14 protein-coding genes, 1 other RNA gene and 1 pseudogene are annotated in these 13,712 nt (G+C 60.3%); 8 read left to right on the forward strand and 8 right to left on the reverse strand.

The genetic code is table 11. The features are described from left to right. Positions 1 to 70: 70 nt before the first annotated feature. Entirely contained in the window at positions 71 to 970 is a 900-nt protein-coding gene (locus AC56DI_RS06670; protein WP_496345458.1) for a fatty acid desaturase family protein, read from the reverse strand. 143 nt (positions 971 to 1,113) lie between these two features. Between AC56DI_RS06670 and AC56DI_RS06675 the strand changes: the two genes are divergently transcribed. The 4 genes and pseudogenes from AC56DI_RS06675 (at position 1,114) to AC56DI_RS06690 (ending at position 3,278) form a co-directional block, all read left to right on the forward strand. Beyond that, positions 1,114 to 2,148: an AraC family transcriptional regulator gene (locus AC56DI_RS06675; RefSeq protein ID WP_496345459.1), complete on the forward strand. Its 1,035-nt coding sequence runs from the start codon at positions 1,114 to 1,116 to the stop codon at positions 2,146 to 2,148. Between the two features lie 207 nt (positions 2,149 to 2,355). Then, positions 2,356 to 2,556, forward strand: a pseudogene (locus AC56DI_RS06680) (tyrosine-type recombinase/integrase); the annotation flags it as partial. A gap of 31 nt (positions 2,557 to 2,587) precedes the next feature. Beyond that, the gene (locus tag AC56DI_RS06685; RefSeq protein ID WP_496345460.1) at positions 2,588 to 2,953 is read left to right on the forward strand and encodes a type II toxin-antitoxin system RelE/ParE family toxin; all 366 of its coding nucleotides are present in this window, start codon (positions 2,588 to 2,590) and stop codon (positions 2,951 to 2,953) included. Further along, a complete protein-coding gene (locus AC56DI_RS06690; RefSeq protein ID WP_496345461.1) occupies positions 2,946 to 3,278 on the forward strand; it encodes an XRE family transcriptional regulator in 333 nt (110 codons plus the stop codon). Before AC56DI_RS06685 ends, AC56DI_RS06690 begins: the two co-directional genes overlap by 8 nt. Positions 3,279 to 3,366: 88 nt before the next feature. Here AC56DI_RS06690 and ssrA read toward each other — a convergent pair. From ssrA to AC56DI_RS06715, 5 genes are all read right to left on the reverse strand, one after another. Then, positions 3,367 to 3,754: a transfer-messenger RNA gene (ssrA, locus tag AC56DI_RS06695) on the reverse strand. Between the two features lie 75 nt (positions 3,755 to 3,829). After that, a complete protein-coding gene (locus AC56DI_RS06700; protein ID WP_496345462.1) occupies positions 3,830 to 4,075 on the reverse strand; it encodes a PA2433 domain-containing protein in 246 nt (81 codons plus the stop codon). Positions 4,076 to 4,139: 64 nt separating this feature from the next. Further along, the gene (locus AC56DI_RS06705; RefSeq protein WP_496345463.1) at positions 4,140 to 6,953 is read right to left on the reverse strand and encodes an FAD-binding and (Fe-S)-binding domain-containing protein; all 2,814 of its coding nucleotides are present in this window, start codon (positions 6,951 to 6,953) and stop codon (positions 4,140 to 4,142) included. Between the two features lie 115 nt (positions 6,954 to 7,068). Then, entirely contained in the window at positions 7,069 to 8,214 is a 1,146-nt protein-coding gene (lldD, locus tag AC56DI_RS06710) for an FMN-dependent L-lactate dehydrogenase LldD (RefSeq protein WP_496345819.1), read from the reverse strand. Positions 8,215 to 8,366: 152 nt separating this feature from the next. After that, complete coding sequence (locus AC56DI_RS06715; protein ID WP_324519893.1) at positions 8,367 to 10,055, reverse strand: lactate permease LctP family transporter; 1,689 nt, start codon at positions 10,053 to 10,055, stop codon at positions 8,367 to 8,369. Positions 10,056 to 10,347: 292 nt separating this feature from the next. Between AC56DI_RS06715 and AC56DI_RS06720 the strand changes: the two genes are divergently transcribed. Further along, positions 10,348 to 11,115: an FCD domain-containing protein gene (locus tag AC56DI_RS06720; RefSeq protein WP_422589261.1), complete on the forward strand. Its 768-nt coding sequence runs from the start codon at positions 10,348 to 10,350 to the stop codon at positions 11,113 to 11,115. Between the two features lie 43 nt (positions 11,116 to 11,158). Here the strand turns inward: AC56DI_RS06720 and smpB are convergent, their stop codons facing one another. Then, entirely contained in the window at positions 11,159 to 11,641 is a 483-nt protein-coding gene (gene smpB / locus AC56DI_RS06725; RefSeq protein ID WP_496345464.1) for an SsrA-binding protein SmpB, read from the reverse strand. Positions 11,642 to 11,874: 233 nt separating this feature from the next. Between smpB and AC56DI_RS06730 the strand changes: the two genes are divergently transcribed. Both AC56DI_RS06730 and AC56DI_RS06735 read left to right on the forward strand, forming a co-directional pair. Further along, positions 11,875 to 12,309 (forward strand): type II toxin-antitoxin system RatA family toxin, encoded by a 435-nt coding sequence (locus AC56DI_RS06730; protein WP_422589260.1) that lies wholly within the window; start codon positions 11,875 to 11,877, stop codon positions 12,307 to 12,309. Beyond that, the gene (locus tag AC56DI_RS06735) at positions 12,302 to 12,616 is read left to right on the forward strand and encodes an RnfH family protein (protein WP_496345465.1); all 315 of its coding nucleotides are present in this window, start codon (positions 12,302 to 12,304) and stop codon (positions 12,614 to 12,616) included. Before AC56DI_RS06730 ends, AC56DI_RS06735 begins: the two co-directional genes overlap by 8 nt. A gap of 62 nt (positions 12,617 to 12,678) precedes the next feature. Here the strand turns inward: AC56DI_RS06735 and AC56DI_RS06740 are convergent, their stop codons facing one another. Next, complete coding sequence (locus AC56DI_RS06740; RefSeq protein ID WP_496345466.1) at positions 12,679 to 13,209, reverse strand: outer membrane protein assembly factor BamE; 531 nt, start codon at positions 13,207 to 13,209, stop codon at positions 12,679 to 12,681. 97 nt (positions 13,210 to 13,306) lie between these two features. Here AC56DI_RS06740 and fur point away from each other — a divergent pair, with 97 nt between their 5' ends. Beyond that, on the forward strand, positions 13,307 to 13,711 hold the full coding sequence (fur, locus tag AC56DI_RS06745) for a ferric iron uptake transcriptional regulator (RefSeq protein ID WP_496345467.1): 405 nt from the start codon (positions 13,307 to 13,309) through the stop codon (positions 13,709 to 13,711). Position 13,712 lies beyond the last annotated feature (1 nt).

Below are 13,712 nucleotides of genomic sequence, written 5' to 3' on the forward strand. Positions count from 1 at the left end.
AGTGGTTGGGTTTGGAGTGGCGCAAGTGATGGCTGGAATACACTTCCCGCTGGTTGTGCTGCCGTCCCGGCTACTCCGACCGTCGCGCAGATTCAACGTTGCGCCGGCTGAAAATGCCGATCATAGGCGTACCGTGAGCACGCATGATTGGCTCGATCCTGCGATGCAATGCGTGGTATCGATAGAACGGCACCCGCGGGAATAGGTGGTGCACGGAGTGTAGGTTCTGGCCGAGCCAGAACCACTCCAGCGGCTTCATCCACACAGGCATGATCAGGCTGTTGGTGTTCCGGTACCGAGTAGAGTCCTTGTATGGCAGGTGAGGGCGATAGGCGAACCAGTACGCGACGAAGAATGCACCGGCCAAGTAGCCGAACACGAGCAATGCCCAGGCATGTTCTTGCGCAATCAGTGTTATGAACGCGACCCGCCAGCCGATCGCGAGCAGCACCTCAGCAATGTAGGTCGCTTTAATCCGTCGCGGCGCGGTCGCCCAATAGTCGCGGAACAGGAAGGTGTTCTGGATCCACAGAAAACGAAGTCCGCAAAGCACAAAGGCGATTGGGCCGCCGCGCATGCCGCTAACGACATAGTCTGGATCCTTGTCCGGTTGGTTGGTATAGCGATGATGGGTGAAATGTTCGACCTTGTGGGTAGAGAACGGCACCATGATCAAGGGGGCTACAAGGTACCCGCATAGGTCATTGAGCCACTGCAGTCGATCATTGTCGCCATGGATGTTGCTATGCACGGCCTCATGTAGAGGTGTGTAGGACATGTAGGTGACGATGGCGTAGATGAGCAACGCGGGTATCAGCGACAGCTGACCTATCGCGAACAGGTACAAGTCCGCGATGAGCGATGCCCACACCAGCAGCACCAGCGCCATCGTCGGCCAGGCCAGTTCGGCGGTGTATTCGCGGGCCGTGTCGATGGCCTGTTTATTCAGTGCGTTGAGATCCGTATCCATGCTCGTCCTCCTGGGACGTTCTTGTTGTTTGTTGGTTACGCAACCTTAGCGGGCAGTCGTGTACCCTTGGCAGGATATAGGGGGCCTTTTGCCATGCATTTCTGGCCAAGTCGTATCGCATCGGTATTTCAGAAAATTCCGGCATGGGCATACCAACACACGCGAGTTTTAAGCACCCCGTCGCCATCAGTCAGGTGATGGTGAACTTCGCTGCGCGTTACGACGTCGATGTACAGACCTGCCTGTTAGGCACTGGCATCATCGAAGCGCAACTGCGGGACGCGGATGTCCTGATTGAGCGCGAGCAGGAGATGCGTCTGATTGAAAACCTGATGCTCGCCTTGCCGGACGTTCCCGCGCTGGGCTTCGAACTTGGCCTGCGGTACAACGTTGCGACTTTCGGCATCTGGGGGTTTGCACTGCGGACCAGCCGCAGTGTGCGCGAGGCTGTTCAGTGCGCGCTGCGCTATCTGCCACTGAGCACGGCGTACTGCAAATTGGCGATATTCCGCGGTCCCCATGAATACGGCATCAGTGTCGACGCCTCAGCGATTCCGCATCATCTGCGGCAGTTCTTACTGGAGCGAGATATTGCGACAGCTGTCCGCCTGTTCGACGAGCTCGCACTCTCGGGATTGCAAATACTGCGGCTTGAGTTTCAGGGGCGGGCGCCCGCGCACGCTGGCCGGATCGAAGTACTTAGCGGCATCGCCCCTCACTATGGATGTTCGCGCAACGCCTTAGTGCTGCGTCGGCAGGATGCGGAGTTACCTCTGCCAATGTATGACGCGCATCTGGTCCGGCTATTGGAAGAACAGTGCCGCGCGCAACTGGATAGGCGGCAAGTTGGCGGCATAACCGGCCAGGTCCGGCAACTTCTCCTCGGTGCAGCCGGGCTGGCAGCCTCCTTAGAAGATGTTGCAAGTCAGTTGGCGATGGCGCCGCGCAGCCTGCATCGAAGGCTGACAGAGGAAGGCACCAGCTTCCGCAATCTCGTCGAAGCCGAGCGTAAACAACTCGCTGGGCAACTATTGGAAAGTACCGAGATGAAGCAGGACGACCTGGCGTTTCAGCTTGGCTACGGTGACTCTACCGCCTTCGCGCGGGCGTTCCGGCGCTGGTTCGGACAGTCACCAAGCGAGTATCGGAAGCTCTCAAAGGGATCGCCAAGGGACTAACACCACTAGGCAGATCGCGATTGATTTTGACGTTACTTGATTCGTCAGGGCAGGGTCTGACGCCCGCTCGGCCGAGCCGGTGCGCCCATGGGGTATTTGATCTTCGTCTTCCGCTTACGGTGCTTCTGCTCGCTGCTTGGTTTGCCCGGCCGCTTTCTTTAGGCATCACCTTCCCAGGTCGGCCGCCCTTAATATCTTTCTGGGTTCCGGTTGGATCGGCCTATTGGGCATGGCCTACGCCATACCTTCGCCAGCCACTTCATTCAAAACGGCGGCAACATCCTGACCCTGCAAAAAATCCTCGGGCACTCCAGCTTGGCTATGACCATGCGCTATGCCCACTTGGCCCCTGAGCATCTGGTGGAGGCTGTGCGCTTGGGGCCGTTGTCGAATATTATATTCCGTTGATGGAATATTCCTTAGGGGCTATATTTATCCTATGACTTGGGAAGTGGAATACACCGATGAGTTCGGTGAGTGGTGGGAAGGGCTTTCTGCTGATGAGCAGGAATCGCTAGATGTGTCCGTTCGACTGCTTGAAGAACGTGGCCAAGCGCTTGGTTTTCCGCATAGCAGCGGCATCCATGGCTCACGCCACGGCCACATGCGGGAGTTGAGAACACAACACGATGGCCGCCCGTTTCGGACGTTGTATGCCTTCGATCCCAGGCGGTCAGCCATTTTGCTTATCGGTGGCGACAAAACTGGCGATGATCGCTGGTATGACGTGAATGTCCCGGTCGCTGACCGGCTATACGATGAGCACTTAGAAGAGCTTAGAAAGGAGGGTTTGATAAATGGCTAAGAAATTTGCAGAGCTGCGCGCAAAAATGTCGCCGGAGTCCCTTGCCCGTGCGGAAGAGAAAGCCCAGGTGCTGCTGGCTGAAATGCCGCTGAATGAGCTTCGTCAGGCGCGTGGCTGGTCTCAGAAGGTGCTGGCAGAAGTGCTGCATGTGCAGCAGCCGTCGATTGCCAAGATGGAGCGCCGCACTGATATGTACATATCCACCCTGCGAAGCCATATCGAAGCCATGGGTGGGCAACTGGAGGTGGTTGCGCGTTTTCCTGAGGGCTCGGTGAGAATCACCAATTTTGCCGATCTTGAAGCCGACACCTTAAAGCGCGCCTGACTTTTCGACACTTCTTCGACACCCGCTACTTCTGAAAACAAAAACCCCCGAAATTCCTAGGAAAATCAGGGGTTTAGGTTGGTGCATTTGGTGGAGCCGGGGGGATTTGAACCCCCGTCCGCCAGTACTCCGCTGTCGGTTCTACATGCTTAGCCGTGTCTACTGAGTTAACCCTTGGCCGCCCGACGGGCAGGGTGCTTTGGGCGAGTTGTGTAAGTTTTAGCCGATTCGTCCACAACATACTGCACGGCGATTCTGTTCTATCTGACAATCATTTTGGGTTTACAGACATCCCCTGATGATTGCTGGAGCCGAAGCTACCAGAAGTGGCACTTGGCTGCTTACGCAGCTAGTTGCGCACCGTAATTGTCGTCATTGGCAATTATGGATTTTTGCAACAGTGGATTTACGAGTCCTGTTACCTACTCGGCATGCCCCTAAAGTTTCGCGACCGGCGTCGAATCCTAATCGGCCCCAAAGCTGTAGTTACACAGCTCTGACCGGCAGTTTACGGGAAAGGTTCCCTAGCGTCGACAGTCACGGCGTTTTGGCTAGTTGCTGGCGTCGAGCAGTTGCAGCGCTTCGTTGAGTACCTTGACCGATTCGTCGTGCTTGCCGGCCTTGTGCAGGCTTTCGCCTTTGGCGCGCAGCTTGCGGACTTCAGCCAGTACGGTCTGGTCTCTGGGTGGGTCGTTTTTGAGGATTTCGTCGATCTTGGCCATGTCGGTGGGGCAGTGCATGGCCCAGAGTGCGGTGCTGAACAGGAGGCTGCAGATAAACAGGCTGAGGCGGCGCATCGGTATTCTCCACGGGCGGGCTTTCAAGATAGGAAGCCCGTCGTGGTGATTGGTTCCCCTGGTGTTAGATCGCGGACCTTGCCGTGGTGACGCGGTCGACCAGATAGACCAGGCCGTGATAGTCGATGCCGGCATGATGGGACAGGCCGATCTCGCAGGTGCGGCTGGTGGAGACGCCTTCCTCGCAGATTTGCACCGCGTCCTTCAGGCTGCGTAACGCGTGGGCATTCAGTTCGGGAGTGGTGAAGCCTTTGTCGCCGGCAAAGCCACAGCAGTGGATGCCTTCCGGCACAACCAGTTGCTGCGTGCAGCGGCTGACGATGTCGAGCAGGCCCTGGGCTTCGCCCAAGTGTTGGGTGCTGCAGGTGACGTGCACGGCCACGGGGGCTTGCTGCGGGGTGAATGTGAGGCGCTCGAGCAAATGCTCGCGAATGAATTTCACTGGGTCGTGCAGTTTCAGTCGTGGGTCCAGGCCGTCTTGCAGCAGGCGCAGGGTGCAGGGGCTGGTGTCGCAGTAGATCGGGTCGAGGCCGCCACGACTGGCTTTGAGCAGGGCGTTGATCAGCTCCTGGCGCTTGCTGTCAGCTTGTTCTGCGTAGCCTTTGGAGGCGAATGGTTGGCCGCAGCAGAGGTTGTCCAGGTCGTCCGGGAATACCACCTGGAAGCCGCCTTTTTCCAGCAGGCCACGGGTCTTGTCGAGCAGCGAAACTTGCTCGGTGTCGCTGAATGACGGGCCCATGGCGCGCGAAACACAGGCAGCCAGATAGACCACGCGCGGGCGCTGATCAGCGCTCGGCGCGGTGAGGCGAATGGATTGCGCCGCTTGCGGCATGGCTGCCGTCCACTGCGGTAGGCGATTGCCGGAGAGGCTGCGTAGCACGCTGGAGGCTTTGGCCAAGCGCGGTGCGCCGAGCAATTGGCGGACGCCGTTGGCCGCCATCAGGGTCAGCCGTGTGCCGGCTAGTGCATTGGCAAAGTGGCCAGCCAGCCAGTTGGCGGTGCCTGCGTGGTGCGCGTCACGGGCGCGTAGTTTACGCACCAGATCGCCGGTATTGATGCCCACCGGGCAGCGTTGGGCGCATAGACCGGTGGCGGCGCAGGTGTCGATGCCTTGGTACTGATAGGCCTGTTCCAGCTCCGTGGTGTCGATGCCGGCACGCTGTTTGGCCTGGATGTCGCGCCAGATGACGATGCGTTGGCGCGGGCTGAGGGTCAGGCCCTTGGCCGGGCAGACCGGCTCGCAGAAACCGCACTCGATACACTTGTCGACGATTTCGTCGGCGGCCGGTAGCGGCTTCAGGTGTTTGAGGTGGATTTGCGGGTCAACAGACAGCACCACGTCGGGGTTGAGGATGCCGTGGGGGTCGAGTAGGTGTTTGATCGTCCACATCAACTGGTAGGCATCGCTGCCCCATTCCAGCTCGACGAAGGGCGCCATATTGCGCCCGGTGCCGTGCTCGGCCTTAAGTGAACCACCGAACTCGACCGCCACCAGTTGCGTCACTTCGTCCATAAAGGCCGAGTAGCGCGCCACCTGCTCAGGTGTGTCGAAGCCTTGGGTGAAGACGAAGTGCAGGTTGCCTTCCAGGGCGTGGCCGAAAATGATCGCTTCGTCGTAGTGGTGTTTGTCGAACAGTTTCAGCAGACGATTGACGCCTGCGGCCAGTTGCTCGACCGGGAAGGTCACGTCTTCGATGATCACCGTGGTGCCGGTCTGGCGGACGGCGCCGACGGCGGGGAAGGTGTCCTTGCGGATCTTCCACAGCTGTTCATAGACGACTGGGTCGCTGCTGAAATCGACCTGTTTTTCCACCGGGAAGTGGGCGATGGAGGCCATGATCTGCGCCAGCTGCTCCTGCAGCAGCGCTTGGCTGGCGGCGCGGGATTCGATCAGCAGGGCGCAGGCGTTGGCGGACAGCGCCTTGACCCACACAGGCATGCCAGCCTTGTTCTCGACCGAGCGCAGGCTGCGCCGATCCAGTAATTCCACTGCCGACACCGGTTGGCTTTTCAGCACCGTCACGGCGTGGCAGCAGCTCTGCACGTCGGGGAATACCACCAGTGCGCTGGCCTTGTGCGGGTGGTCCGGCACTGTGTGGTAGGTGACCGAGCTGATAAAGCCCAGGGTGCCTTCCGAGCCGACCATCAGATGGCTGAGGATATCCAGCGGCAGCTCGTAGTCGATCAGAGCATTGAGTGACAGGCCGGTGGTGTTTTTCAGCCGGTATTTATGCCGAATTTTGGCGGCCAGTTCGGTGTTGGCACGGGTCTGCCGGCCCAGTTCGGCCAGTTGCTCCAGCAATTCGCCATGGCTGGCGTGAAAGCGCGCCACGCTGAGCGGGTCTTCGCTATCGAGTACGCTGCCGTCGGCCAAAATCAGGCGCATGCCGGCCAGGGTGTGATAGCTGTTCTGCGCTGTGCCGCAGCACATGCCGCTGGAGTTGTTGGCGACGATACCGCCGATTTTGCAGGCGTTGATCGAGGCCGGGTCGGGGCCGATTTTGCGTTGCAGCGGGGCCAGCACGGCGTTCGCCTGGGCGCCGATCACTCCGGGTTGCAGACGGATCTGCGCGCCGCCTTTGAGCAGTTCGCGGCCGTTCCAATTGTCGCCGAGAACGATCAGTACCGAGTCGCTGATGGCCTGGCCCGAAAGGCTGGTGCCGGCGGCGCGGAAGGTCACCGGCACCTGGTGGATGTTGGCCAGTTGCAGCAGCTCGACGACTTCGGCCTCGCTCTCAACCCGCAACACCAGCTTGGGGATCAGTCGGTAGAAGCTGGCGTCGGTACCGAAGGCCAGGGTCGACAACGGATCATCGAAGCGGCGGGTGACTGGGATCAGGCGTTCGACGGCGGCGAGAAAGGCGACGGGCAGGCTCATGGGCGCTCCGGATTATTGTCTGGTGTTACTTTTTGTAGGCGCGGAGTGTTCCGCGATGCCGTTTACCTTGAAAGCATCGCGGCTGAAGCCGCTCCTACAAAGTGCAGTGCAGTGCTCAACGGCCCAGTTCGCGCACCAGCGACTCGGCGCTGATGTCGCGGATCGACTTGGCGCCGGTCAGGGTCATGGCCACGCGCATTTCTTTATCGATGAGTTCCAGCAGGTTGCTCACGCCGGCACCACCGGCGGCGGCCAGGGCGTAGACGAAGGCGCGGCCGAGCATCACGCTGTCGGCGCCGAGGGCGAGCATGCGCACCACGTCGAGGCCGGTACGGATGCCGGAGTCGGCCAGAATCGCCAGGTCGCCTTTCACCGCGTCGGCAATCGCCGGCAGGGCGCGGGCGCTGGACAATACGCCGTCGAGCTGACGACCGCCGTGGTTGGAGACGACGATGCCGTCGGCACCGAAGCGCACCGCATCTTTGGCGTCTTCAGGGTCGAGGATGCCCTTGATGACCATGGGGCCGTCCCAGAAATCGCGAATCCACTGCAGGTCTTTCCACGAGATCGACGGGTCGAAGTTCTCGCCCAGCCAGCCAATGTAGTCGGCGAGGCCCGTGGGATTGCCACGGTAGGTGGAGATGTTGCCCAGGTCGTGAGGACGGCCGAGCAGGCCGACGTCCAAGGCCCAGCTTGGATGGGTCATGGCTTGCAGCATGCGGCGCAGCGGCGCATTGGGGCCGCTCATGCCGGAATGGGCGTCACGGTAGCGAGCGCCGGGCACGGGCATATCGACGGTGAACACCAGGGTGGTGACGCCGGCGGCCTTGGCCCGCTCCAGGGCGTTCTTCATAAAGCCGCGGTCTTTCAATACATACAGCTGGAACCACATGGGTCGGCTGATGGCGGGCGCCACTTCTTCAATCGGGCACACCGAGACGGTCGATAGGGTGAAGGGAATGCCTTTAGCGGCGGCTGCTTTGGCCGCCTGCACTTCGCCGCGGCGGGCGTACATGCCCGTCAGGCCGACCGGTGCGAGGGCCACCGGCATGGCCAGGGTTTCACCCAGCAATTGGGTTTCTAGGCTCAGCTGCGACATGTCGCGCAACACCCGCTGGCGCAGGGCGATGTCGGCCAGGTCGCTGACGTTACGGCGCAGCGTGTGCTCGGCGTAGGCGCCACCGTCGATGTAGTGAAACAGGAACGGCGGCAGCTTGCGCTGGGCAGCGGCGCGGTAGTCGGTGGAGGCGGAAATGATCATGGGATTCATACCAATTCAAGTACTGGAGCTGGGTGACTTCGGCCAGATCTCGCCAGTTGCGGCGAGACCGAACCGAAATGGCCGCGAGCTGAAATAAGCAGCTTGCGGCCATTGCTGGCGCCGGATCGCCGACGCGCAGCAGAGCCGAACGGTTAGTGGACCAGCATGCCGGTGAACACATACGCCTGCAGCAGGGTGATCAGGCCGACGAAGGCGGCGAAGATCAGGCTGTGCTTGAGGGTGAAGCGGAACAGGTCCGACTCCTTACCCACCAGGCCGGTGGCAGCGCAGGCCACGGCGATCGATTGCGGCGAGATCATCTTGCCAGTCACGCCGCCACTGGTATTGGCCGCCACCAGCAAGGTCGGATCGACGCCGATCTGGTGCGCGGTGGTGGCTTGCAGCGAGCTGAACAGGGCGTTGGACGAGGTATCCGAACCGGTGAGAAACACGCCCAGCCAGCCGAGGAACGGCGAGAAGAACGGGAACAGCACACCAGTGCCGGCCAGTACCAGGGCGAGCGTCGAGGACATGCCCGAGTAGTTGGTGACGAAGGCGAAAGCCAGCACCATGCCGATCGACAGGATGGGCAGTTTCAGCTCGATCAGGGTGTCACGCAGGGTGGTCAGACCAGTTTTCACATCAATGCGCAGGACCAGCATGGAAATCAGCGCGGAGAAGAAGATCGCCGTGCCGGTGGCCGAGACTGGGTCCAGTTTGTAGATGGCGGCAATCGGCGTGGGGTTGAGCACGATTGGCGCGACCTTGATCACCAGTTGATCCAGGTGCGGGATGGCGAAGTACAGCACCCAACTTTCCAGGGCGCCGCCGACGGCGAACAGCGCCTTGAAGGGTTTCAGTGTCCAGATGGTGACCAGCACGGTGAGGATCAGGAACGGCGACCAGGCTTTGAGTATCTGCCCGAAGCTATACGGCGAAGCGCTGGTGCTGCGAGCGCCGCCAAAGCCGCCAGCAAAGGCGCTGATGGCCGGGCTGACGCCTGCGACGGCGGCTTTGGCCGCGCGGGCTGGCTGCCAGAACTTGAGGAATAGGGTCAGGGAAATCAGGCTGACCAGTGCCGAGGTGATGTCCGGCAGTTCCGGGCCGATGAAGTTGGAAGTCAGGTATTGGGTGATGGCGAAACTGACACCGGCCACCAGGGCAGCCGGCCAGGTTTCCTTGATGCCGCGCCAGCCATCCATCATCGCTACCAGCCAGAACGGCACCAGTACGGACAGGAAGGGCAGTTGGCGGCCAGTCATGGCGCCGATCTTGAACGGGTCAATGCCGGTGACCTGGCCGGCCACGGTGATCGGGATGCCGAGGGCGCCGAAGGCTACCGGGGCGGTGTTGGCGATCAGGCACAGGCCGGCGGCGTACAGCGGGTTGAACCCCAGGCCGACCAGCAGGGCGGCGGTAATGGCCACCGGGGCGCCGAAACCAGCAGCGCCTTCGAGGAAGGCACCGAAGGCGAAGCCAATCAGGAGCACCTGCAAGCGTTGGTCATCGGTAATTGACAGCACCGAGCTGCGGATCACTTCAAACTGACCACTCTTAACCGTCAGTTTGTAGAGGAACACCGCGGCGACAATGATCCAGGCGATGGGCCACAAGCCATACGCGAAGCCATAGCCGGCGGCGGCGAAGGCCATGTCGGCGGGCATCTGGAAGGCGAAGATGGCCACGGCGATGGACAGCGCCAGGGTGATGCTGCCAGCCACGTGGCCCTTGAGGCGGAACACCGCCAGGGCGAGGAAGAAGAACACGATCGGAATCAGTGCCGCCATTGCCGACCAGCCAAGGCTGCCGAGTGGGGTGTAAAGCTGTTGCCAGGTTTGCATGATGGGGTGGCCCCTAATTGTTGTTGGAGTGCCTGGGCGAAAACGTGGCGGCAATTGGCAGGCCTTCAAACGTTTTCGTGATTAAATTGGTAATACCAATTTACAGAGCTGCTCGGTCAGGGTAAAAGCACATCCGGGCGCTGTCAATTTGTCGCGCTGCGACTTTGGTCTAGGGGTGGTCGTGGTTTGCTCGCTTGTCGGGCGTCGGCCGGCTGTTTAGGCTGGTGGCTGAGCTGGAATTAAGTCGTCGTGTTGCTGCCTGGCTGTCTGCGACGCCGTTTTGGAGTGGGTTATGGGTTTTGCACCGATCAATCAGCGCCGCTTGTCGGATGACATCGTCAGTCAGCTGGAAGCGCTGATTTTGGAGGGCTCGTTGAAGACCGGTGAGCGCCTGCCGGCCGAGCGGGCGTTGGCGGAACGCTTTGGCGTGTCACGGCCGTCACTGCGCGAGGCGATCCAGAAGCTGGTTGCCAAAGGCTTGCTGGTCAGCCGTCAGGGCGGTGGCAACTATGTCGCCGAGGGGCTGGGTGCAACGTTCAGCGACCCTTTGCTGCATTTGTTGGAGAGCAGCCCGGAGGCGCAGCGCGATCTGTTGGAGTTTCGCCATACGCTGGAAGGTTCTTGCGCCTTCTATGCGGCGCAGCGCGCCACCGAGCTTGACCGTGAGCGCTTGCGCGAGGCCTTCGAGGAATTGCAGCAGTGCTACGCCGGGATCGGCAAGGTCACCCGTGCACAGGAGGGCGCTGCCGATGCGCGCTTTCACCTGGCGATTGCCGAGGCCAGCCACAATGCCGTGTTGCTGCACACCATTCGCGCCCTGTTCGACCTGCTTAAGCGCAATGTGCTGACCAATATCGGCGGTATGTACGCCCAGCGCAGCGAAACCCGCGAGATGCTGATGCAGCAGCATGGCGAGTTATACGCGGCGATTATCGACGGCCAGGCCGAGCTGGCACGGCAGATCTCCAACCGGCATATCGATTATGTGCAGGAGGTGCTGGCGGAGGTCGGTCAGGAAGCTCAGCGCACGGCGCGAGCGCAGCGGCGGCAGGGTTTGTAGCGAGGGGCTCAGGCTGTGCGCGACCAGGGTCGCGCACGCATGATCAGTCTTCTTTACCCTTGGTGCGCACGGCGCGATGAAGTTCGCGATCGGAGTCGCGTTCCTTCTCGGTGTGGCGCTTGTCGTATTCCTTCTTGCCTTTGCCCAGGCCGATCTCGCACTTGATTAGGTGCTGCTTCCAGTAGATCGACAAGGCGACGCAGGCGTAGCCCTTCTGCTGCACTGCGGTGGTCAGCTTCTCCAGCTCGCGGCGGTTGAGCAGCAGTTTGCGCGTGCGCAAGGGGTCGGCGATGACGTGGGTGCAGGCGGCGGTCAGCGGCGTGATGTGGCAGCCGATCAACCAGGCTTCGTCATTTTTCAACAGCACGTAGCTGTCTACCAACTGCGCCTTGCCGGCACGCAGGCTTTTAACTTCCCAGCCAGCCAGAACCAGACCAGCCTCGAACTTGTGTTCGATGAAGTAGTCGTGACGGGCTTTCTTGTTTTGGGCAATGGTGCCCTGCGGGTGTTTCTTTTGCTTGGCCATAGGGGCGGCATTATAGGCAGTCGCGGGCTGCGCGGCTACGGCGAAGGCAGGCCCTTGAGAGGGGCAGAGGAAACCCGGACAATGCGCGCTGTTATTGGTTGTGGCTGAAGCTGTCGGTTGGATATGTCGGTGTGGCGCTGGCCTCGGTGTTGTTGCGGGGTGTGTCCGTCGCGCCTCTGCCGGCAGTCCTGGCGCCAGCCCGTTCGCTGCGCCATTGTTCAAGTGAGATCTGCATGACGACTCGTATTCTGCGTTCCGCCCTGTTGCCCTACCCGGCGGCGGTTCTTTATGGCCTGGTCAATGACGTGGCCCGCTACCCGGAGTTTCTGCCGTGGTGTTCGGCCACCGAAGTGCTGGAAGTCAGTGAGGTGCAGATGCTCGCTCGCTTGGTCATCGCCAAGGGCGGCCTGAGCCAGCGCTTCGTCACCCGTAATCAGTTGCAGCCTGGGCAGCGCATCGAGATGAATCTGGAAGAAGGGCCCTTTACCCAGTTGAATGGGGTCTGGGAATTCAAGGCGTTGGGTGAGCAGGCCTGCAAGATCAGCCTGGATTTGTCCTTCGATTATGCTGGCCCCTTGGTCAAAGCCACGTTGGGGCCGTTGTTCAATCAGGCTGCCAATACTTTGGTGGATGCCTTTTGTCAGCGGGTGAAACAGCTGCATGGATAAGTCGATGATTGTGATCGAGGTGGTCTATGCCCTGGCGGACAAGCAAAAGCTGCTGCGTCTGCAGGTGCCAGCGGGCACCACGTTGCGCGAAGCGGCCGAGCGCTCGGGGATGGCGGCACATTTTCCCGGTCTGGACCTGGCGACCTGTCCCTTGGGGATTTTCGGCAAGGCCGTGAGCAAGCCCCAGGAGCGGGTACTAGAGGAGGGTGAACGGGTAGAAATCTACCGGCCGCTTCTGGCTGATCCGAAGGAAGTGCGCAAACAGCGCGCAGCCAAGGCGGCGCAAGCCAAGGCCGGTGAGGGCTGAAGGCGCTTTGCACAAGGCAATAAAAAACCCGGATTTTCCGGGTTTTTTATTGCGCGGCAGAGTTACTGCGGCGAGGTTTCCAGCGGCTCGGGCGTAGGTACCGGTACGGTCTCGACGTTGTCCACTTCACGCTGGATTTTTTCTAGCAGTGAGCCAGGTGCTGGCGCGGCTTCAGGCTCTGTAGGGGCTTTGGCTTCTGCCTTGGGCGACGTACCTGGCTCGCTGGACGGCTGGCCAAGAATGGCCTCGTCACGGCTGACGCCGGGCATGAAGTCGCCAGACAGGCCTACCAGTTGATCACTTTCGTTGAAGAAAATGCTCACATGCTCCTGTAGACGCTGACCGCCGCCTGGTTGGATGCTGTAGAGGTAGTCCAGGCGATCGGCGTGGAAAGTGTCGCTGATCAGGGCATTGCCCATGATAAACCGCACTTGGCGTCGGGTCATTCCGGGCTTCAACTGGTCTATCATGTCTTGCGTTACGACATTGCCCTGTTGAATGTCGATTTTATAAACCCCGGGGAATGAACAACCGGCGAGTGCGAACAGTCCGGCGAACGTCAGGCTGGTAAGCAGGAGCTTGGTGTTTTGCATCGGTGGGTGACTTCCACTATCTTGGCTGGGCAATGTAAACCCCGATCATACCCGCATTAAAGGAAGCTGCGAAGCAGCATCCGTGAGAAAGCTGACCATGGTTGAAAATAGCGAGCTACGTAAAGTTGGCCTGAAAGTGACCCTGCCGCGGGTCAAGATTTTGCAGATGCTCGACTCCGCCGAGCATCGCCACATGAGTGCGGAAGATGTGTACAAGGCGCTGATGGAATCGGGCGAGGACGTCGGCCTGGCCACGGTTTATCGCGTGCTGACGCAGTTCGAGGCCGCGGGTTTGGTGGTGCGCCACAATTTTGATGGCGGCCATGCCGTGTTCGAACTGGCTGACGGCGGTCACCACGACCATATGGTCTGCGTGGAAAGCGGTGAGGTGATCGAATTCATTGATGCCGAAATCGAAAAGCGCCAGAAAGAGATTGTTAGCGAGCACGGTTTTGAGCTGGTAGACCACAATTTGGTGCTCTACGTACGCAAGAAAAAGTAAG

It is taken from the genome of Pseudomonas sp. BGA-UO-ETr-WB11, from assembly GCF_059567785.1.

Coding starts and splice junctions, on each gene's coding strand:
- AC56DI_RS06670 (WP_496345458.1), bottom strand. CDS start 970: ATGGATACGGATCTCAACGCACTGAATAAACAGGCCATCGACACGGCC.
- AC56DI_RS06675 (WP_496345459.1), top strand. CDS start 1,114: ATGGGCATACCAACACACGCGAGTTTTAAGCACCCCGTCGCCATCAGT.
- AC56DI_RS06685 (WP_496345460.1), top strand. CDS start 2,588: ATGACTTGGGAAGTGGAATACACCGATGAGTTCGGTGAGTGGTGGGAA.
- AC56DI_RS06690 (WP_496345461.1), top strand. CDS start 2,946: ATGGCTAAGAAATTTGCAGAGCTGCGCGCAAAAATGTCGCCGGAGTCC.
- AC56DI_RS06700 (WP_496345462.1), bottom strand. CDS start 4,075: ATGCGCCGCCTCAGCCTGTTTATCTGCAGCCTCCTGTTCAGCACCGCA.
- AC56DI_RS06705 (WP_496345463.1), bottom strand. CDS start 6,953: ATGAGCCTGCCCGTCGCCTTTCTCGCCGCCGTCGAACGCCTGATCCCA.
- lldD (WP_496345819.1), bottom strand. CDS start 8,214: ATGATCATTTCCGCCTCCACCGACTACCGCGCCGCTGCCCAGCGCAAG.
- AC56DI_RS06715 (WP_324519893.1), bottom strand. CDS start 10,055: ATGCAAACCTGGCAACAGCTTTACACCCCACTCGGCAGCCTTGGCTGG.
- AC56DI_RS06720 (WP_422589261.1), top strand. CDS start 10,348: ATGGGTTTTGCACCGATCAATCAGCGCCGCTTGTCGGATGACATCGTC.
- smpB (WP_496345464.1), bottom strand. CDS start 11,641: ATGGCCAAGCAAAAGAAACACCCGCAGGGCACCATTGCCCAAAACAAG.
- AC56DI_RS06730 (WP_422589260.1), top strand. CDS start 11,875: ATGACGACTCGTATTCTGCGTTCCGCCCTGTTGCCCTACCCGGCGGCG.
- AC56DI_RS06735 (WP_496345465.1), top strand. CDS start 12,302: ATGGATAAGTCGATGATTGTGATCGAGGTGGTCTATGCCCTGGCGGAC.
- AC56DI_RS06740 (WP_496345466.1), bottom strand. CDS start 13,209: ATGCAAAACACCAAGCTCCTGCTTACCAGCCTGACGTTCGCCGGACTG.
- fur (WP_496345467.1), top strand. CDS start 13,307: ATGGTTGAAAATAGCGAGCTACGTAAAGTTGGCCTGAAAGTGACCCTG.